This window comes from Ferroacidibacillus organovorans, from assembly GCF_001516615.1.
GTDB lineage: Bacteria > Bacillota > Bacilli > Alicyclobacillales > SLC66 > Ferroacidibacillus > Ferroacidibacillus ferrooxidans_B.
Genome location: NZ_LPVJ01000038.1, coordinates 13966 through 33683, shown reverse-complemented (window position 1 = coordinate 33683; position 19718 = coordinate 13966). Strand labels below are relative to the sequence as shown.

Below are 19718 nucleotides of genomic sequence, written 5' to 3'. Positions count from 1 at the left end.
CACGTGAAACAGCCAGACGGGACTGTGCTACGCATTTTGAATGTTCCATTTGCAACCTATACAGAGAATGAAGTCATCGCGCGTTGTACAGACTATGCCATGGATCAAAACCCGCATGTGGTCATCACGGCGGGGCCTGAGTTTGTGATGCACACGCGCCGCGATCAGGCCCTTTTGCCGCTGCTCGAAGGTGCGGATCTGATCACGCCGGATGGGATCGGCATTGTGCTTGCCGCGCGCCTTCACGGCCATTCTGATCTCGAGCGGGTGACGGGTGTCACGCTTGCAGAGAAGCTGCTCGCGCAAAGTGCCGAGCGCGGGTTTCGCGTCTTTCTTCTCGGCGCGTCGCCGGAGTCAAACGCAAAGGCGCTGAACGCCGTCAGAGCGTCGTACCCGGAACTTGCCGTCGCTGGACGCAACGGTTACTTTGACGCGGCGGATGTGCCTATGATCCTCGATGAGATTCGGGCGTTTCACCCACAGATTCTCCTCGTGGGGCTTGGTCAACCGCGGCAGGAGCGCTTTATTTGGGAGTATCGCGATGCGCTGTCTGTTCCGCTGATGATCGGAGTGGGTGGAACCATTGACATTTTAGCGGGCACGGTCAAACGTGCGCCAGTGCTGTTTCAGCGGATGCATCTGGAGTGGTTCTATCGGCTCCTTGCGGACCCGAAACGGTGGCGTCGACAGTTGGCGCTGCCCCAGTTTGCGTATCTGGCGTACCAAGAACGGCTGCGTAAGGGGTCTTGAGATACGATTGAATGAGACTTTTTTGCGTTTTGTGCGTAAGATGGCGGCGCTGACCATGCTTTGTTCTGCGCTTTTTATCAGCGGACCGCGCGCGCTTGCTGCAGGCGGCCTGTCCGTGGGGCGAGTTGCGCAGTCGGGTGCGTCTTTTGTTCCGATGAAAGCGCATCCTTTTTCGCTGCTTCTCGTCGGCCTCGACCGCGACCCGGAGAGTCCCTTCGCGTGGCGCCATCAGGAGCTGCAGGCTGACGCGCTCGTCCTGCTTACGGCGCGTCCGGATACGGGTGTTGTCGATGCGCTACATATACCTCGCGATACGCGTGTCGTTGACGCGCGCGGGAGGTACCAGAAGATCAACGGTCTGTTGCTTTCGTCAGGCTCAGGGGGACTCAAGCGCGCGGTTGAGCATTTGACGCATCAGCGGATAAGTGCCATGATGTCGCTTGATTTTTCCTCGTTTCGAAGAGTCATGGCGCACCTTGGGCCGCTGCCGTTTCATGTGGATCGCGAGATGGATTCACCGGAAGGCGTGCACGTGCACAAAGGCTGGCAGCGTCTGTCTCCACAGGCGGCGCTCGCAGTTGTCCGCTTTCGCCACGAGCCGCTAGGGGATATCGGACGGGTTCATCGGCAGTCGCGCTTTTTGCGCGCGTTGATCTGGCATGTGGGGAGGCTTCCTTATCCGGTGTTTGCGGCATGTGTGAAACTGACGACGACGGATCTAACGCCTGGTGCGACGCGTCAATTGTATGATGCTCTACAGGGGCTTCGCGCATATCACGCGCATACAGTACCGGGCAATTTCAGTGTGGGTAGCCCGAGCTATTGGCTGGTCGATCAGGGTGCGATGGCCGCGTGGCGTGAGGAGTGCAGCGAAGAAATGGGGGCCATTCCAGTTCTTTCTCACCCGCTTGAGCACGCGGCGCGCGGTGACGCGGATGACGGGCGCGACCACTCTTTGTAGGTGGGATTTGCACCAAGATGTGACGTCCTAAATTGCGTGTCTTTCGCCACACTAGACCTGTAACCCAATGCAGCACGCCGCACAAACGTACGCGCGGTGCGCGAGGAGGTCATAGGAATGGCGAGTGGATTCACGCAAGTGGTCAAGGGTGCGCATAAGGCGCTCGATGATCTGAAATATGAAATCGCGGGTGAATTGGGTCTCCCCGTCCATCAGGGCAGTGAGGATTATTGGGGGAACGTGATGACGCGCGACGCGGGAACGGTGGGCGGTCATATGACGCGCAAGCTTGTGGCGTTTGGCCAACTGGCGTTAACCGGGAGCCAGTCGGAAGGAAATTGATCTTTGACAGTGCGGTGGTGGCTGCGTGAGCGGCCGCCTTTTCTTTTTGGCTGGCGTGATGGATTGCGCACCTGGCCCAAGCCTGTTTCATATCGTGGGGGAAGGCAAAACGCCTAAGATACGGGAGCTTGGGAAAGGGTGCGCATGAAAAATGTCTGTATTTCCGTCGATTCGCTTGGGCTCAAAAGGGCACTATGTCCGTCTCTTGCAGGCTGATTTGAATGGTCTGGCGCTCAATTATAACGGATTTGCACTGGATGGATACTTTGACCAGAAAACGAGCGACGCAGTCAAGAATTTTCAGGATCGGTTTTCTTTGAACCGCGATGGCATCGTCCGGAACAGCACATGGAAGGTGCTCGTGGATAATGTGTTGGCGGTGCAGAAGCTGCTGAACCAGAATGGATATCACGCGGGCCACGCGGATGGCTGGTTTGGCGCCGCCACGACTGCGGCTGTCATCGCCTTTCAAAGGGCGCACGGCATCTACCCGTCGGGCATTGTGGACCCGCGCACGAGACAAGCCCTTTTTAATCCACACGACAAAGATCACTATCAGGATCGCCCGACTTCCGCTGCGCTTGAATCGCTCAATCCGCATGTGGCGGCGATGGCCAGGCGGTTTTTAGCGTTGACGCGGGAACATCATATGGATGTGCGGATCTACACAGCCTTTCGCAGTTGGAGTGACGAGGATCGACTGTTTGCGCAAGGGCGGTGGACGCCAGGCCCGATTGTCACAAATGCGCGCGGTGGAGACTCGTATCACAATTGGGGGTTGGCGTTTGACGCGGCGCCGTTTGAAAACGGCGCGATGACGACGGATGTCTCGAAGTTTCGGTTGATGGGACAGCTCGGAAAGCAGGCGGGACTTCAGTGGGGCGGTGATTTTAAGAGCATCGTCGACTATCCTCATTTCCAGGACACGTTTGGGCTGAACACGTGGGATCTTTTGAATGGCGTCAGACCGCCTGGGGAATAGGGGCGAATTGGGCAAATTTGCGTGGATGCAGCGTCATCCGGATTGTGCGGGCAGATGCTGCATCGTCATCCACGCTTCGCATGGCTCGCAATCGGGTTGTATTTCATTTTGGGTAAAATCTGTTCGTTGACACGAATTGTCTCGTATAATACAGTTACAGTGTTTGTGCAGAGTCAGGAGGTGTCTTTTATGGCGAAACGCCGTTTATTTACATCCGAATCCGTAACTGAAGGACATCCCGATAAAATATGCGATCAGATTTCCGATGCGTTGCTTGATGCGTTCTTAAAACAAGATCCATATTCGCGCGTAGCTTGTGAAACTTCTGTGACGACGGGACTCGTCTTGGTGGCGGGTGAGGTGACGACAGAGGGATACGTCGATATCCCGCGCGTTGTTCGCGAGACCATTCGCAGTCTTGGCTATACGCGCGCCAAGTACGGTTTTGACGCAGACACATGCGCTGTGATCACGTCGATTGACGAACAGTCGCCGGATATCGCGATGGGTGTCAACAAGGCGCTTGAGGCGCGCTCGGGCGAGATGTCTGATGAGGATATTGAGGCGATCGGTGCGGGCGATCAGGGGCTTATGTTCGGGTTTGCGGTCGATGAGACGGAAGAACTGATGCCGCTGCCGGTGTCGCTTGCGCACAACCTTGCGCGTCGTCTCTCTGAGGTGCGCAAGCAGCGCCTGGTGTCATATCTTCGTCCGGACGGCAAGACGCAGGTGACGGTGGAGTATGAGGACGATCGCCCGGTTCGCGTGGACACGATTGTGATCTCGACGCAGCACCACCCGCTTGTGGATAAAGAGACGATTGAGCGGGATTTGAAGCGGCTTGTGGTGGAAGTGGTTGTGCCGCGTCATTTGCTCGATGAAAACACGAAGTATTTTATCAATCCGACGGGGCGCTTTGTCATTGGCGGACCGCAGGGCGACGCGGGACTCACGGGCCGCAAGATCATCGTCGATACGTATGGCGGCTACGCGCGTCACGGCGGTGGCGCGTTCTCGGGCAAGGATCCGACGAAAGTCGACCGTTCAGGTGCCTATGCGGCGCGCTATGTCGCAAAAAATATCGTGGCAGCGGGGCTCGCGCACAAGTGCGAGGTGCAGATTGCGTATGCGATTGGCGTCGCGCGTCCAGTCTCGATCATGGTCGATACGTTTGGCACGGGTACGCTTGAGGATGAAAAGATTGCCGCGCTTGTCTCGGAGCACTTTGATTTGCGCCCGGCGGGAATCATTCGCGCGCTTGACCTGCGCCGACCGATCTATCACCAGACGGCAGCTTACGGTCACTTTGGGCGCAAGGATCTCGACCTACCGTGGGAGCGTACGGATCGCGCGGACGCCTTGCGGGCGGCTGCACAACGCTGAGATTTGTGAGTCTAGCAAGGGTGGTTGTGTCAACGTTTTTTTGCTAGACGATTTTTTTCTTTCTGGATACCCCCAAAAATAAAAGAGACGTTTCGAAGTCTATAGGTGAAAAACCCTAACCCCTATGGCGCCGCGCAAGCGGCGTTTTTTTTTTATCAAAATGGCTATAGTTGGCGTGAGATGGCATGGCTAAAGCCTGAGATGCGCAGTAACCACAAAACACCCCCCAGCATACTGTAAAACTCAAGTGCAGGAAAGCGATGGGAGGACGTTTGGCATGATCGATGGGTTGATCATTTATGGCCTCGCATTTTATGGCGCAGTACTACTGATTTGGCAACTTGTGCATCGTTTAAATCACAGAGTCGAAGGATGTCACGCGCAGGTCATCGTGGTGGTTGAACAGGCGCATGTATGGGTGGAGTGGTTTATTCGAACGCTGTCTCTCCAGTGTTTTGCACTCGGGAGAAATGCGTCGGAGGTCGTGCTCATTGATCTGGATGGGATGGGGGAGACCACGCAGATTATTGAGCGGATGCAGTCGTCCTTCCCGTTTATCACCTACGTTCCCAGTTCGCGCAATCGCCGTTGGAGTGATATTCTCTCGATTCTTGAGACGGCGAAGCAGACGCAGGCGTTATTGCTTGAGGTTCACACAAAGGAAGAGATTCAACAGGCGGTACAGATGATCAGCCGCGTTGTGAAGTGAGCGGTCATCAGACGGCGCGTGCAAAGGTCACGTTCAGGGAGATTCATATAAAATATTAGAATTCTTTGTTGCAAAGACTTGCCAGATTGTCAAAAACAGGGTAATCTTCAAGTATTCATTTCTAAGTTAAACATCCTAGGACAAGACTCCTAGGTTTCCTCAACCATGAGGAGGAACACTGTTGAATAACGAAGTTGGTACCAGATACCGAGTTTGTCTCGCGTTGATGGTGGCCGTGGCCTCTCTCCTCTTTATCTACAACATGATGACAGCTCCGGTCAATTCTCCACACGAAGGCAACGGCTGGCTCTTGCTTGCCTATGTGATACTCCTTTTATTTACGTGGCTTTTTCCCGTTCGGCTAGGTGAATTATCGATCAACGTATCTCTTGGTATCATTGTGCCACTCTATCTCCAGTTTGGCGTGGTACCGACGGTGATCGTGGTAAACCTGGCGTGGTTTTTGAGCCATCTCATCTCGAATCGCCATTTGCGCTCGCATCGTCTGGTCGCGAACTTGAGCATGATGTCGCTTATGACCATGTTCTCTGATCTTGGGTTTCGGCTTGCGGCAGGTTTTTCCCCACCCATTTCGTGGGATGTTTCTCCATTTAGCTATGCGACACCGGTTATTGTATTTATGTGTGTTCACTTTCTTACAAACTACTTGATCATGTTTATTTTGGAAGCGATTCGCTCGGGCGGAAAAATTGGCGCCTGGAGCATGGGGGTTCTTTGGGATCTTACTGCGCTGGGGATTGAATCGCTGATTGTCATTCTCTTGGTCAGCCTTCAACATATGCTGGGGCCTATTGCGCTGTTGTATACCGCGCTTCCTTATATCGCTTTGATCTATATTTTTCGGCTTTACTCAAACCTTGTGATCGCCAATCGGCAACTCTCGTTGATTAGTGATGCTACGATCAAGCTGAACAAAGATTTGAATGAAGAAGAGATGTTGGATACGCTGCTCCAAGGTGTCATGGATCTTGTGGTCGCATCTGCGAGTTATGTCTTTGCGCCACGGGACGACGGGTATTTGACGCCGATCGCGGTGAGAGGTGCGTCTGCGGAGATAGAGGATCAGATGCGCAATGTGACCTATTTTGGCGCAGACCCGAAGCGTTTGCCTGATGTGTCACATTGGTTGCGCAATACAGCGGATGCGTCTCTTGTGTATCAGGAACCTGTGCACCCGTCGCTGCGCGCGAATTCTGTTTTGAGTGTTCCGATTCAACATGATGAGTGCATGCTTGGGATGCTTGTCGTGACCCACTCGGAACGCATCCACTATTCAACGCGCGATCGCGAGATGTTGCAAATTATCGCGAATCAGGCGGCGATTGGCTGGCTCAATGCACAGCGTCTCAAACGGTCCGAGCAGCAAACCGTGGTGGATGAATTGACAGGGCTATTCAATTATCGCTATTTTGAATCCATGCTTCCAGTGCTCTGCAGGCGGGCAGATGAGATGGGAGAGCCGCTGACGCTTCTCGTCCTCGATTTGGATCGGTTTAAAGCCATTAATGACGAGTACGGGCATATCCCTGGAAATGAAGTGTTAAAGGCAGTCGCACAGATCATTCGCGAGCAAGTGCGCGATGGAGATGTTGTATGCCGCTATGGCGGAGAAGAATTCACAGTCATCCTGCCTGGCGCAAATTATGAAGTCAGCATGCACATTGCTGAGCGTTTGAGGCAGTCGATTGCTTCGACGAAGATTTTGATCCCTCCGCAAGGGAACACGCTGATGTTTCCACTTAGCGTCACCGTTAGTATTGGTGCGGCCACCTATCCCGATACGGCGGATGTCCCGCAAAGTCTGCTTCGGAATGCGGACCGCGCCATGTATGTCGGTTCGAAACAGCGTGGAAGAAATCGCGTAGCCTTCTATGGCATGTACGACGCATTGTGATATTGCGCGCAGTTATTTGGGAATGTAAAATGTTTGAAATGTAAAATGGTGGAGGTTTCTTTGTGTTTTCTTCTTTCCATGATTCTGTCGCATACCTCTATCAATCCTATAATGACGCGAAAAAAAAGCATTATTTTGGCTATGATCGGGAAACGCGCACCCCTCACTACACGAGGATTCTTCTCGATTCAATCGGTGCGCCTGATCAGAACATAAAAACCATTAAAATCACCGGAAGCAAAGGAAAAGGGACGACGTCGCGCTTTACTGCTCGTCTTCTTCAATCGCAGGGCAAAAGAGTGGGGCTTTTTACAAGCCCGCACATGGTTGATTTCACGGAGCGAATTCGAATTGACGGCAAGGCGATTTCAGAGGATGAATTCATGGCGATTCTATCGGATCTTGTTCCAGAGATTGAACGGATTCGCCGAGAACTTCCGGACCGTGCATACATTGGACCTGTCGGCATTTTGGCGGCTGTCGCGGCGCGCTATTTCGCTTTGAACGATACAGACGTCAATGTCTTCGAACTCGGTCGCGGCGCGCGCCATGACGACGTGAATCAAGTGCGGGGGGATCTGGCAATCCTTACGCCGATACGTCTTGAGCATAAAGAGCAGTTAGGGCCTACGCTGCATGATGTAGCGTGGGAAAAGGCAGGGATTATCAAGGATGGCGTTCGGTGGGTTGTAACTGCGGGCCAAACCCTTGAGGTGGCAGCGCTCCTTTCGCAGGAGGCGACAGCACAAGGGGTGCCGCTGTACATGTGTGGCACGGACTTTTACACAGAAACCCTGACATCCTCCATTGAGGGATCGCGCGTTCGCTACGTGACAAGGCATGGTTCTTCGTCCGACTTTGAACTGGCGATGCCCGGAGAGCATGCGGTTGAGAACGCAGCCGTGGCGCGCTTTGCCGTGGAGCTGTTTTTAGAGGATGGGATGCGCAATGAATCCTGGCGTGACGCAATGCGAGAAGTGCAGGTTCCTGGGCGCGCACAATGGTTGCCGGGGACGCCTGACGGAAGGCCTGCGGTGCTTCTTGACGGCACGATCCATCGCGACAGCGCCCGAGAAATTGTTCGTCTGGCCAAATTGGCGGAGGCTCCCCGCGTCGGTGTCATCCTCGCTGTTCCGCGAGATAAGGACTATAAAGGGGTCATTGAAGCCTTTGCGGAGATCGCCTCATTTTTTGTCATCACGCGCGCTGCCAATCCGCATCTTGAATTTCCTGCGGACGCAAGCGCGCATGCCCAAAAGTATCGGACGACGTTTGAATGCGCAAACCTTGCAGAGAGCGTGCGCGCGGCGTGTCAGTCGCTAGGCCCGCAGGATCTGTTGATCGTTGCAGGGACGCAGTCACTCGTCGGCGACGCCCTGCAGTTTTTCGCAATTCAGACGAGAGACGCTTAACCGCGCATGGACGCAAGCACATCCTGGATCTTATCCGTATTGTCAGAGGCGCGGAGTGTTTCGATAAGCAACTTGGAGGTTTTTGTCATGTCGTCATATCTTCCAAGGCTTTGCTGCTCCTGAAAGGCCTTTGTCAAAACCGTTTTTTTCAACGGATCTTGAACGGGTCTCTCCTGTACCCATCTCACCATGTGTTCTGCACGTTCAGCGTGCGGGTCTGGCCATTTTTCGTACGTTTCAAGCATGTTTTTTATCGCGGCGTCGATATCTTTGCCAAATGTCTCTTGCCAAAGAGCTTCAAGCAACGCATAGCTCAACTGTTGTTGTGGCGTTCCTGCAAGTTCTAGTTGATGCTTGGCGAGTGTCATGAAGGCGCTGCATTGGTCGCGGTTTTGGCTTTGAATCGCAGATTTGGCTGCGAGGATCGTAGCGTCGAGTGACAGCGAAATCCATGCCCGTGCATCAAGACGGGTTCGCAGTTGATCCACTTGCTGGATTTTTGTAGTTCCCGCCGACGAGGGAGGGTTGCGCCATCCGTCGAGTGTGTCCCTGAGCATCTTGTCTGCATAGGCCGCAAACGTGGGGTGTGCAGGAAACGGACTCTCGCGGGTCAGGACAGAATCATCCGCGTGGGTTTGTCCTGACCCCTGCGGCACATGAAAGGATCTTAGTGAAGAGAGAAGCACGTCAGCCTTGGACTGCAGGATCCCTTGTGGAAGCTGCATTTCTTCGCTTACATACTGGGTTTTGCGGTACAGGTAAGCGGCTGTCTCTTGGTCTTGCAGGAGCATGTGCAGATCGCCGATTTTTTTTAGTATCTCTGGCATAAGTTCAACGTGTTGTTCTTTTGCGAGTGAAAGGGCGGTGTGATACCGCGAATAGGCTTCATCCAAGCGGCGGTTCGCCTCAGAGATCTGTCCGAGGAGAAAATAAACATCGGCAACGTTTGGAATCTCATCTCCCCATTGAGATAAGACTTCCTGGGCTTCGGCGAAGCGTCCCAGCGCCAGGCACAGCTTTGCGATCTCTATCCCTTGCGCGCGCACTGCATCTTCGTCTTGCGTAACTTCTTCCAATTCGTTAATCGCGTCAAGTCGCTCGGCGATCTTTCTCAGGAGCGCAGATGAAGGTTGCGCCTTTCCCGCCTCGATCTGACTTATCATACTTGGAGTGACAATGTCTTTTGCCAATTGAGTCTGCGTCATGCCGCGACTCAATCGCAACTCGCGAATGCGTTGGCCAATCGAAGTCATGATACGTCCCTCATTGATTTAAATTTATGATATTAAAGACAGGTTAATCTTTCATCAAGAAAGTTGCAAGAGGTTGTTACTTATTATTTTCGAGGATTATTTTTATCACATGTGATGCTCAGTTTGTTGTGTTTGCAGTTTTGATTTGATTCGAATTCAAAATTAGAGATAATGGAAATCGAGGTGCGCAACATGAATCTTTACAACACCTTGACAAAAAATAAATCATATCGTGATAGGATGAAGACGGCAGGAGGGGTTTAGGATGGAACCGCGACGACAATTTCATCAGGATTTAGAAACCCTCCAGCAAGATTTGCTACGTATGGGCGCATTGGTTGAAGAATCGATTTATAAAGCCGTGCGCGCTCTCATGGATCAAGACCCGAAACTTGCTGAAGAAGTTCTTGAAGGCGACGATCAGATCGACCGGATGGAAATTGAGATCGAGACGAGATCGCTGCGCCTGATTGCGCTTCAGCAGCCGATGGCTGGGGATTTGCGCATTTTGGGGACCGTCTTGAAAGCGGTCACCGATCTTGAGCGAATGGCGGATCACTCTGTGGATATCGCCAAAGTCGCGCTGCGGGTCAACCGGCAACCGTGGGTAAAACCGCTGATTGACATACCGCGCATGGCGCATATCGTTCAGGGCATGGTGAGAGACGGCCTGAATGCGTATATTCGCCGCGATGTGCAGATGGCGGAGACGCTAGCGACGCGGGATGACGAGGTTGACGGATTGTATGGGCAGATTTTTCGCGAGTTGCTCGTACTCATGCTGTCGACGCCGACGTCTGTGGAACAGGCGACACAGCTCCTGATGGTCGCGCAGTTTCTTGAACGCATCGGCGATCACGCCACGAATATCGGTGAGTGGGTTATCTACATGGTCGACGGGGTGCGCCGCGACCTGAACGTGTAATCGTGGCTACGCAGCGTCTTCGGGCGACGGCCGAGAAGATTCTGGCAGGCGGGCAACGTGGTTTTGCCGCGCTTCGCTTGCGACTTCCAAACGGCGACACGCTCACGGCGATTGGACAATTCGACGAAGTGCCCTTGGGCGCTGAGTGCGACTGGGTCGGTTCCTTTGAATTTCACCCGGTGCACGGGCGTCAGTTTCGCGTCTCATCCTTCACGGTTGTCCTTCCAACAAGCACATTGGGTGTGGAGCGCTTTCTTGCGAGTGGCGCTTTTCGCGGGATCGGCCCAAAGACGGCCAAACGTATTGTCGATGCGTTTGGCGTTCGCACGCTGGATGTCTTGCGAGAAGATCCGCAGGCGATCAGAAAGGTGCCGGGGATTTCGCGCGCAAAGGCAGAAGAACTCGCAAACGTGCTGGCAGAAAAAGGCGAAATGTCGCGATTGGGCGCATTTCTGACAGGGCACGGCATGGGGATTCATCTCGCAGATAAGTTGGCCGATGTTTATGGCGGAGGACAAGCTGCGCTGCAAATGCTTCAGAGCGATCCGTATCAAACGATTGCGGATGTGCGCGGGATTGGCTTTCGCACGTCAGATCAACTTGCGTCTGCGCTTGGCATCGATCGCTTAGCGCCTTCGCGCGTCACGGCGGCCCTTTTACACGTGCTTGACGCGTCGATTGAGAATGGGCATATCTATCTCCCGTACTCCATGTGGCTGGAGGAGGCCGTTGCGCTTCTTGGCATTGAAAAAGAAGTTGTGGCGGCAGAAGCGCAGCGACTCATGGCGCGCGCAAGTGTGGTTGCCGAACAGCATGAGCTTCCGGAGTTGTGCGTTTATAGCGCCCGTCACTATCGTTTGGAGACGCAAACAGCAGCGCTTTTGCGCGCGCTGAAACAGGGCAGGCGACTTTCGGATGAACTTTTGCATGCGGATGCGTTTCGCGACGAACCGTCTGACGATGACGGAAAAGAAGGCGCAGATGCGACGCAATCGCTGTCTGAAGAGCAATTGAGCGTGACCAGGCTTGTCGATGATCATCCTCTTGTGATTTTGACCGGGGGGCCGGGGACGGGAAAGACGACGGCCATTCGCCATGTCGTATCATTTTTTGAGCGACTTGGCGCGAAGGTCGTGCTCGCGGCTCCTACAGGAAAAGCTGCCAAGCGCTTGGCGCAAAGCACAGACCGCCCCGCCCAGACGATTCACAGGCTGCTTGAAATGGGCAAAAATGCCCAAGGACGGTTTGGCTTTGGACGCGACCGGAGTCACCGGATGGAGGGGAATCTGTTTATCATCGACGAGGCTTCGATGATTGACGCGCCCTTGTTTTACAGTGTGCTTGAAGCGCTGCCGGAGCAGGCGCATGTCCTGCTTGTCGGTGATCCAGAACAGTTGCCGGCAGTCGGGCCAGGGATGATTTTAAAAGATCTTATAGACTCTTCGCAATTTCCGATTGTATCTCTATCTTTTGTATTTCGGCAGGGACTCCATAGTCAGATTGTCCGGGCCGCACATGATGTGCGGATGGGGCGCATCCCTCAATTTAAAGAGGAGGGCGCGCGGCAAGAGTGTTTTTTTATCGAGAAAGATCAGGCGGCCGACGCGGCCGAACTGATTGTGGATCTTGCGACGAGGCGATTGCCGCGCTATGTGGGCTGTGACGCACGGCAGGGCATACAGATTCTTTCCCCGATGAAGCGCGGCTACACGGGAACGGATCGATTGAACGAAATGGTCAGCAAGCGACTGCAGACAAACGATGACACGCTGCGCGTCGGGGAGCGGACGCTGCGCGTCGGGGATCGCGTGATGTACACAAAGAACGACTATGAGCGCGAATTGTTCAATGGTGACACTGGACTGATTGAATCGGTGTCACGTGATTCGCTTGTGGTTCGTTTTACGGATGATACGCTGGAGAGACGGATGGAGTTTACAAGAAATGAGGCGCATGCGCTGATTCAGGCGTTTGCGATCTCTGTGCACAAGAGCCAAGGCAGTGAATACAGCGCAGTGATCGTGCCGGTGATGCGCGAACACGCAGTGATGCTCTTTCGGCAGTTGCTCTACACGGCGATGACGCGTGCGAAGTCGCTTTTGGTTTTGGTGGGCACGCAGTCGGCGCTGGAACTCGCCGTGCGGCAAGAACAGATGAATCAAAGATTTACAGGGCTTTCCTGGCGATTGAAAGATCGCTGACATCCCATTTTGTAGAGGAGATCGGAACGTGGGCCAGAAGCTGCTCGTCGTCGATGATGAAGAGTCGATTCGCACATTGGTTCGTTACAATCTCGTACAGGCAGGTTTTGATGTCACGCTTGCGGAAGATGGCGAGGCTGGTTTTCAGCAGATTCAGCAGGATACGTTTGATTTGTTGATCCTTGATTTGATGATGCCTGGCATGAGTGGTCTTGAGATTTGCAAGCGCATGCGCCAGATGCACAAGGATACGCCGATTATCATGCTGACAGCGCGCGGCGAGGAGATCGATCGGGTGCTGGGGCTTGAGATGGGGGCGGATGATTACATTACAAAGCCGTTTAGTCCACGCGAATTGGTGGCGCGTGTTCGTGCGGTGCTCAGGCGCAAGGGTGAGGGGGAGCGTGAACCGGATCAGCAGGAGGTTTATCAAGTCGGATCGGTGCGGCTTGACGTTTCGCGCTATGAGGTGACGGTCGATGGGAGGTTGATCGATCTGACGCCGCGCGAGTTTGACCTGCTCTACTTTTTGCTGCAGCACACGGATCGGGTGGTCAGTCGCGACCAGCTTCTTGATCGTGTGTGGGGGTACGATTATGCGGGGGATACGCGGCTTGTCGATGTGCATGTGAGCCATTTGCGAGAAAAGATCGAGCGCGATCCTAAATCGCCGCGATATATTAAGACGGTGCGCGGTGTCGGATACAAGTTTACGCGGAGTGAGTGATGGTGTTTCTTTTCGATCTGGCGCTGGTTCTCACGGCGCTTTCGCTGTTTTCAATCATCGCCATGGGCTTGCGAGTCGCGCAGTATCGCAGTATGGGGCGCGAACTGATCAAGTCGCTGGAAGATGTCCTCTATGAAGGCACGCAGAACAAGCCGGAGTGGCCGGACTTGCCAGAGCGCAGTTCAGCATTGACTGAGCTGCGCTTGCGCGTGCAAAGCGCGGTTGTTGCGCTGCGCGAGGAGCGCGAGAAGACGGTGCAGGAACAAAGTAAACTGAGCGGCATTCTCGGGCACATCTTGAGTGGTGTCATGATGCTTGACAGGGCTGGACGCATCGTTTTTGTGAACCCTGCGATGGAGACGCTGTTCGGGTTGCCTGCGGAAAACTGGATTGGCAGGTGGCACTGGGAAACGGCGTATCCGTATGAGGTGGCGGCGCTGGTTGACGAATCGCTGTCGCTTGGCACGACGCAAAAGCGCGAGGTGACGGTGCACAAACCGCACGATTTGACGCTTGAGGTGCACGTTACGCCGATCCTGCACTCGACAGGAGGAGTCGCCGGCGCGGTGCTTTTGCTGCATGATGTGACAGAGTGGCGAAGGCTTGAGAGCATGCGCAGCGACTTTGTGGCAAATGTGTCGCATGAGTTGCGAACGCCGATCACGGCGCTCAAAGGCTTTGCGGAAACATTGCTCGATGGCGCGCTTGATGATCCTAAGGTGGCGCGCGAGTTTCTTGAGATTATTCGCGCGGAGGCGGACCGGATTACGCGACTTGTAAATGACCTCCTGGATCTTTCCAAGATCGAGGCGAAACAGGTGCCGCTGCACATGGAGAACGTGTCGCTGCGCGAGATGTTTGCGCGTGTCACGCAGATTTTCGTTGCTGACGCAAAGCAGGAGGGCGTCGCCATTTTAACTGATCTGCCTTTCTCTGATCTTCGCGTCAGCGCCGATATTGACCGATTGCAACAGGTCCTGGTGAACCTCGTCAGCAATGCGCTGCAATTCACGCCGCGGGAGGGAACGATCACCTTGTCTGCAGAGGAGGTTCACAATCGTGTGGTGGTCCGAGTGCGCGACACAGGCGCGGGAATCCCTGCACAGGATTTGGGACGGGTCTTTGAGCGCTTTTACAGGGTTGACAAGGCGCGCAGCAGACGCTCGGGCGGGACTGGTCTTGGGCTTGCCATCGTCAAGCATATCGTGGAGGCGCATGGAGGACGTGTCGGCGTCTTCTCTGAATTCGGTCAGGGGAGTGAGTTTTTCTTCGATCTCCCGATCGCTCAGGAATCTGCGTCAAGCGTTTAGCAGATCTCCAAAATGATGATCGTTTCATCCGCGATTCTATGCTAATCTGTGAAAAAGTGGCAGTCTGAACGTCTGCACAGCGTTTTGTGGGCTGGACGGGATGTAGAGTCGGGATGGAGTGTGTGGCATGAAGATTGCGATCGTCACGGATAGTACGGCAAATTTGACCGAGGATGAGTGTAAGGCGTGGGGGATTTCGGTGGTTCCCCTCTATTTGAATATGGGCAGTGCATCGTATCTTGACGGCGTGGAGATGAGCGCTGCGGCGTTTTATCAGCGGATGAAGGATGAAGAGACGCTGCCGACGACCTCGCAACCGTCTCCCGGACAATTTGTCGAGACGTTTGAGCGCCTCCTAACAACGCATGACTGTGTGGTTGCAGTCTTGCTGAGCGGAAAATTGAGTGGAACGGTGCATTCTGCCGAGACGGCGCGGGGTCTTCTTTGCGCTTCACGCATTCATGTGATTGATTCGCAGGTTGTGGAGTACGCGCTTGGCGCCCTTGTGCTTGAGATGGCGAAGGCTGTGCGGCGTGCGGAGGAGCAAGGCGACGTGTGTGATGTTCAGGCGCTCATTGGACGCATGGAGCGGCAGCGTGCGAGCATGCACATGTACATTGCGATGAATTCGCTCGAGAATTTGCGGCTTGGCGGAAGGATCGGGGCGGCTGCCGCGCTGCTCGGATCGATGATGCAGATTAAGCCTGTGATTTGGCTGCGTGACGGGCAAGTTGGCGTGTTTGAGAAGGTGCGTACGTACAGAAGGGCAGTCGATTCGATCATGGACCGGTTAGTCGAGCAAATGAGGGATGTGGGTCCGTGTGAAGTCATGTTGATTCACAGTGTGACGGATCTTGATGTTGTGCGTGGCTTTGTTGATAAGGTGCAGGCGGCGCTTCCGGAGGCGAGTGTGTCGTATCGCATGCTGGCGCCGATTGTCGGGGTCCACGTGGGATTCGAAAGTTTGGGAGCGATCTATTATGCGCGGACCGCGGCGCAGTGAGCGACAGAGCCGGGCTCGGTGCGATGATCGCGACAGACGTAAAAGGGTAGGCCGGGTGCGTCGGGCGTTTCGGAGAAAATATCTCACGCTGCGCCTGAAACGGATGACGATCACGCTGCTCTATCCCACGGCGGCGACTTGTCCTCGCTGTGAGAAGCGATTCCGTCATGTCCCGCTGGATGTGGCAGCTCCCAGACTTTGTATCGACTGTAACCGCGATGTGGAGTTGTTGATTTCAGGAATCTGTGCGGTTTGCGGCCGAAAAACAGCACATGCGATGTGCCAAGAGTGTGCCAAAGGTGTTCACTCTTTTTTTGTCGCGCGCGCCTACGCCTCCTATGATGGTACGACGGAGCATCTTATCAAGGCGTTAAAGTACCAGGAGGATTTGCGCGTGTTGCCGATTTTGCAGTCGTGGATTTGCGAAGCGTACGCCGCGCACTATGGCTATCGCGACACGATCGCGCTGGTCCCCGTTCCTATGTCGATCGAAAAAGAGCAGAGTCGCGGATTCAATCTCTCGTTTGAGTTGGCGCGCGCTGTGGCGCGACGCTTTCGCCTGCCGATCATTGAACCGCTTGAGCGTGTCGCGCAGGATAAAAGTCAAACGGTGATGCACGGACGTGAGCGCAGAAGCGCGATGGAACACGTGTTTCGCTGTGCCGATGATGCGCGGTCGCTTGTTTGTCGGCATCCTTATTTGTTGATTGTCGACGATGTACTGACGACCGGCGGGACTGCGGACGCCTGCGCGCGTCGCTTGTTTGAAGTCGGGGCGCATTCTGTCGAAGTTTTGACGATCGCACGCTAGTGATTTTTCGCGTTCAATCGACAACATGTGCGTCATTATCTTGTCAAATGAAGGGGAAGCGAGTAGAGTAACGAGAAAAGGCATGATTTGCTAGATTGGATTGACTTGGTTTTTTGGTCGTATGGAAGGGAATTTATCTCGTTGATAGAAGGGGAAATGCATTGGATGGATCTGGCAAACTGTACGGTGTGCGGTCGGTTATTTGCTCGATCGATTCATTCGGTATGCTCTGATTGTTTAAATGCTGAAGAGGATGATTTTGAGAAGATAAGAGTGTATTTGCGCGAGAATGATGCACCTGATCTAGCGGATATCTCTTCTGCGACAGGTGTTGCGGAAACGAGAATCTTATCCTTTTTACGCAGTGGGCGTCTTATTTCTACAGGTTCCCTATCTTATCCATGCAGTTCATGTGGTGAAATGATTCAGACGGGAACAATTTGCGCGGTGTGTCGCGTAAAAAACCAGTTGATTTTTGATCAGGTCTCGCAGAGTCTGCGAAAAGTGGATGGTTCGAAACGCAACTCATACTATTCGAAGCACCGCGACACGAATTCATGAGCGGGATTGAGGTGTCACATGTTTATCTCTGTCACTGAAGAACATTATATAAAGAAATTGGCATACCGATGGATCCAGCGCAGGCAGAGTGGCAGTATTGATCAAAAAGATTTAGAGTCAAGCGCATTGCTCCGATGGATTGAATGCTGCAAACGGTATCCCGAGCTTGCTGGTTCAGGGAGAGAGGCGATGTTTCGAGAAACAGTTAAGGGGGCGATGCGTGACACGCTCCGAAAATCAAGTCCTGTAAAAATGCCGAGAAAAAACCCATATCTACCGATTACTTATGTGGATCCGAGTTTTATTGATGAACGAGTGGGTAACGAACCTGCTTTAGATCGAGATTTATATATGGATGTACTCCATGCTATCCGAAACATCCCTAAAAGAGAACAAATTATTCTTTCGCTTCATATTGAAGAAGGACTTACAATGACGGAAATTGCCGAAGTGCTTTCGGTTTCAGTAGCCACGGTTTCCCGCTCTTATCGAAGTGCCATAGAACAAATTCGAAAGTCCGTGCAAAAAATAGAATGATTGAGCGTCTCTTATTATATAGAAACACTTCGGGAAAAGAGGGGTACAGATGAACATTCAGCCGACAGAGCCGAAACAACCCAAAGTTGACGCTGCGGAGAGACAGAAGATGATTCAGGATCTAAAAGCGAAGGTGCAGATGGGTACGTACTCTGTGAATCTTGAAAACTTGGCGAAAGCGGCGATTCAAAAGGGGATTCTCACGTGATCTCCCTTTCTTAAATATAGATTTCTTATAAAAGTAACTGTTTATTATAATCGTGAGCGGCCCGGGAACTGACGCATTCAATTGCGTTGACTGTCAAGGGATCATTGGGCATAAGAGGGTGTTTTAATGAGTGTTGATGTATCCATCTTTGATGAAACGACGAAGGCCTTGATTGATGGAAACACTGAACAGTTTGATCGCTTGTTCATGGAACAGTTTCGTGTTTTTAAATTGTGGGTTGCAAATGAATGGGTTACACCAGATTTGGCTGTGATACTGCACGAGAAAATAAAGACGCAGATGGCGCTTTGTCAGCAGGCGCAAATGAATGTGGAACACTTCGCACGCATGATGGTGAAATTTCAAGAAAGCGGGTGAGCCGTTGAACATCTCGACGTTTACTTCCCTCTACATCGGACAAAGTGCGCTAAACACAACACAAAACCAAGAAAATGTCGTTGGCAACAATATCAGTAACGCCAATACGCCAGGGTATGCAAAAGAAGTGGTGAATGTCTCGGAGGGGACGCCTTTTCCGACAGAACCGTCTACCAATGCGCCGCTTATCGGTGGGCAATTTGGACAAGGTGCTTCGATTCAATCGATCACGCGTGCCATTGACCCATTCTATAATCAACAGGATCGACAGAATCAGAGTGCGGCGTCGCAATCCTCTGCGTTTGCAACGGGCATGACACAGGTGGAAGGTGTTTTAAATGAACCCAGTTCAGGAAGCCTTCAAAACGCACTGGATACCTTTTTCTCTTCGTGGCAAACCGTTTCACAAAATCCTTCCGACAGTTCCGCGCGCCAAACGGTTCTTGCGTCTGCGCAAGGCCTTGCACAAACCTACCAGACTGTGACGAATCAACTCGAAACGACGCAACAAAACCTCAACCAACAAGTTTCGGCATCCATCACACAGGTCAATCAAGATGCAACGCAGATCGCAACGCTTAACGCGCAAATTGCGCGGGCAACAGCGTCGGGGGATAACCCAAACACGCTCTACAATCAGCGCGCGGCGGTGCTTGATTCGCTTTCAAAGCTCACCAATTACAGCTACACCGAACAGGCAAGTGGTATGGTGTCTGTATCCGTTGGAAGTACGGTGCTCGTGTCAGGAAGTTCAGCGACGCCGGTATCAAGCCTGACATCGACTGGCGGTAGTATCGCCGGGAACAGCCAGACGATCACGCAAATTCAGTCCACCCTTGGGAAATTAAACACGTTTTTACAGACGCTATCAACGACCGTTAACAATCAAGTGACTGCGGGATACCCTCTATCCGGAACCGCTAACGCGCCCGCGCTTTTTCAAAGCAGTACAGACGCAAACGGAAATACGGTGTTATCGGTAGCGCCGCTCACACCATCACAACTCGGCGTGGCGGGATCACCCAACAGTCCTGGGGATAACACAAACGCACAAAAGGTGATGGCGATCCAAAATCAAAACACGCTTTCAGGCGGAACGTTTGATCAGTTTATTGGCGGGATGGTCAGTCAGGTAGGCATTACGGCGCAAGGGGCGATCCAAACCAACCAAACGAACCAGGCGCTGCTTCTTCAATCGCACCAGTTGCGCCAGAGTGTTTCTGGCGTCAACTTAAACAACGAAGCGACCCAACTGATTCAATATCAAAACGCGTATTCGGCGGCGGCAAAATTCATCAGCGTGTTTGATTCGATGATGCAAACACTTATGCAAATGAATACGTAAAAACG

At 53.2% G+C, this 19718-nt stretch carries 19 protein-coding genes; 18 read left to right on the top strand and 1 reads right to left on the bottom strand.

What is annotated here, in order from left to right; genetic code table 11:
- Positions 1–3: 3 nt before the first annotated feature.
- From ATW55_RS09610 to ATW55_RS09575, 8 genes are all read left to right on the top strand, one after another.
- Complete coding sequence (locus ATW55_RS09610; protein WP_067716447.1) at positions 4–750, top strand: WecB/TagA/CpsF family glycosyltransferase; 747 nt, start codon at positions 4–6, stop codon at positions 748–750.
- Positions 751–757: 7 nt separating this feature from the next.
- A complete protein-coding gene (locus ATW55_RS09605; RefSeq protein ID WP_067716405.1) occupies positions 758–1711 on the top strand; it encodes an LCP family protein in 954 nt (317 codons plus the stop codon).
- 117 nt (positions 1712–1828) lie between these two features.
- Positions 1829–2053 (top strand): alpha/beta-type small acid-soluble spore protein, encoded by a 225-nt coding sequence (locus tag ATW55_RS09600; protein ID WP_067716400.1) that lies wholly within the window; start codon positions 1829–1831, stop codon positions 2051–2053.
- 151 nt (positions 2054–2204) lie between these two features.
- Positions 2205–3035, top strand: a complete 831-nt coding sequence (locus tag ATW55_RS09595; protein ID WP_067716397.1) for a peptidoglycan-binding protein — start codon at positions 2205–2207, stop codon at positions 3033–3035.
- A gap of 189 nt (positions 3036–3224) precedes the next feature.
- Positions 3225–4418, top strand: coding sequence for a methionine adenosyltransferase (gene metK, locus ATW55_RS09590; protein ID WP_067716441.1), 1194 nt, complete (start codon positions 3225–3227; stop codon positions 4416–4418).
- 277 nt (positions 4419–4695) lie between these two features.
- Positions 4696–5127, top strand: coding sequence for a hypothetical protein (locus ATW55_RS09585; RefSeq protein ID WP_067716393.1), 432 nt, complete (start codon positions 4696–4698; stop codon positions 5125–5127).
- 181 nt (positions 5128–5308) lie between these two features.
- A complete protein-coding gene (locus tag ATW55_RS09580; RefSeq protein WP_067716389.1) occupies positions 5309–7042 on the top strand; it encodes a sensor domain-containing diguanylate cyclase in 1734 nt (577 codons plus the stop codon).
- 62 nt (positions 7043–7104) lie between these two features.
- On the top strand, positions 7105–8454 hold the full coding sequence (locus ATW55_RS09575) for a bifunctional folylpolyglutamate synthase/dihydrofolate synthase (protein ID WP_067716386.1): 1350 nt from the start codon (positions 7105–7107) through the stop codon (positions 8452–8454).
- On the opposite strand, the gene ATW55_RS09570 is transcribed toward ATW55_RS09575, so the two are convergent.
- Positions 8451–9707, bottom strand: a complete 1257-nt coding sequence (locus ATW55_RS09570; RefSeq protein WP_067716382.1) for a helix-turn-helix domain-containing protein — start codon at positions 9705–9707, stop codon at positions 8451–8453. The genes ATW55_RS09575 and ATW55_RS09570 overlap by 4 nt on opposite strands.
- 265 nt (positions 9708–9972) lie before the next feature.
- Here ATW55_RS09570 and phoU point away from each other — a divergent pair, with 265 nt between their 5' ends.
- From phoU to flgK, 10 genes are all read left to right on the top strand, one after another.
- Entirely contained in the window at positions 9973–10632 is a 660-nt protein-coding gene (gene phoU / locus ATW55_RS09565; protein WP_067716377.1) for a phosphate signaling complex protein PhoU, read from the top strand.
- A 2-nt stretch (positions 10633–10634) separates the two neighbouring features.
- Complete coding sequence (locus tag ATW55_RS09560) at positions 10635–12833, top strand: ATP-dependent RecD-like DNA helicase (RefSeq protein ID WP_067716374.1); 2199 nt, start codon at positions 10635–10637, stop codon at positions 12831–12833.
- 28 nt (positions 12834–12861) lie between these two features.
- Entirely contained in the window at positions 12862–13560 is a 699-nt protein-coding gene (locus ATW55_RS09555; RefSeq protein ID WP_067716369.1) for a response regulator transcription factor, read from the top strand.
- 2 nt (positions 13561–13562) lie between these two features.
- Positions 13563–14870, top strand: a complete 1308-nt coding sequence (gene pnpS / locus ATW55_RS09550) for a two-component system histidine kinase PnpS (protein WP_160327216.1) — start codon at positions 13563–13565, stop codon at positions 14868–14870.
- Between the two features lie 127 nt (positions 14871–14997).
- Positions 14998–15873 carry a DegV family protein gene (locus ATW55_RS09545; RefSeq protein WP_067716359.1) on the top strand — a complete coding sequence of 292 codons (876 nt, stop codon included), beginning with the start codon at positions 14998–15000 and terminating at the stop codon, positions 15871–15873.
- On the top strand, positions 15851–16684 hold the full coding sequence (locus ATW55_RS09540; protein ID WP_153005107.1) for a ComF family protein: 834 nt from the start codon (positions 15851–15853) through the stop codon (positions 16682–16684). Before ATW55_RS09545 ends, ATW55_RS09540 begins: the two co-directional genes overlap by 23 nt.
- A 579-nt stretch (positions 16685–17263) precedes the next feature.
- Positions 17264–17782 carry a sigma-70 family RNA polymerase sigma factor gene (locus ATW55_RS09530; RefSeq protein WP_067716348.1) on the top strand — a complete coding sequence of 173 codons (519 nt, stop codon included), beginning with the start codon at positions 17264–17266 and terminating at the stop codon, positions 17780–17782.
- 49 nt (positions 17783–17831) lie between these two features.
- On the top strand, positions 17832–17990 hold the full coding sequence (locus ATW55_RS15810; protein ID WP_082685721.1) for a flagellar biosynthesis anti-sigma factor FlgM: 159 nt from the start codon (positions 17832–17834) through the stop codon (positions 17988–17990).
- A 126-nt stretch (positions 17991–18116) separates the two neighbouring features.
- Positions 18117–18368 (top strand): hypothetical protein, encoded by a 252-nt coding sequence (locus tag ATW55_RS09525; protein ID WP_067716344.1) that lies wholly within the window; start codon positions 18117–18119, stop codon positions 18366–18368.
- A gap of 4 nt (positions 18369–18372) precedes the next feature.
- Positions 18373–19713 carry a flagellar hook-associated protein FlgK gene (gene flgK, locus ATW55_RS09520; protein ID WP_067716340.1) on the top strand — a complete coding sequence of 447 codons (1341 nt, stop codon included), beginning with the start codon at positions 18373–18375 and terminating at the stop codon, positions 19711–19713.
- Positions 19714–19718 lie beyond the last annotated feature (5 nt).

Coding starts and splice junctions, on each gene's coding strand:
- ATW55_RS09600 (WP_067716400.1), top strand. CDS start 1,829: ATGGCGAGTGGATTCACGCAAGTGGTCAAGGGTGCGCATAAGGCGCTC.
- ATW55_RS09595 (WP_067716397.1), top strand. CDS start 2,205: ATGTCTGTATTTCCGTCGATTCGCTTGGGCTCAAAAGGGCACTATGTC.
- metK (WP_067716441.1), top strand. CDS start 3,225: ATGGCGAAACGCCGTTTATTTACATCCGAATCCGTAACTGAAGGACAT.
- ATW55_RS09585 (WP_067716393.1), top strand. CDS start 4,696: ATGATCGATGGGTTGATCATTTATGGCCTCGCATTTTATGGCGCAGTA.
- ATW55_RS09570 (WP_067716382.1), bottom strand. CDS start 9,707: ATGACTTCGATTGGCCAACGCATTCGCGAGTTGCGATTGAGTCGCGGC.
- phoU (WP_067716377.1), top strand. CDS start 9,973: ATGGAACCGCGACGACAATTTCATCAGGATTTAGAAACCCTCCAGCAA.
- ATW55_RS09545 (WP_067716359.1), top strand. CDS start 14,998: ATGAAGATTGCGATCGTCACGGATAGTACGGCAAATTTGACCGAGGAT.
- ATW55_RS09540 (WP_153005107.1), top strand. CDS start 15,851: ATGCGCGGACCGCGGCGCAGTGAGCGACAGAGCCGGGCTCGGTGCGAT.
- ATW55_RS09530 (WP_067716348.1), top strand. CDS start 17,264: ATGTTTATCTCTGTCACTGAAGAACATTATATAAAGAAATTGGCATAC.
- ATW55_RS15810 (WP_082685721.1), top strand. CDS start 17,832: ATGAACATTCAGCCGACAGAGCCGAAACAACCCAAAGTTGACGCTGCG.
- ATW55_RS09525 (WP_067716344.1), top strand. CDS start 18,117: ATGAGTGTTGATGTATCCATCTTTGATGAAACGACGAAGGCCTTGATT.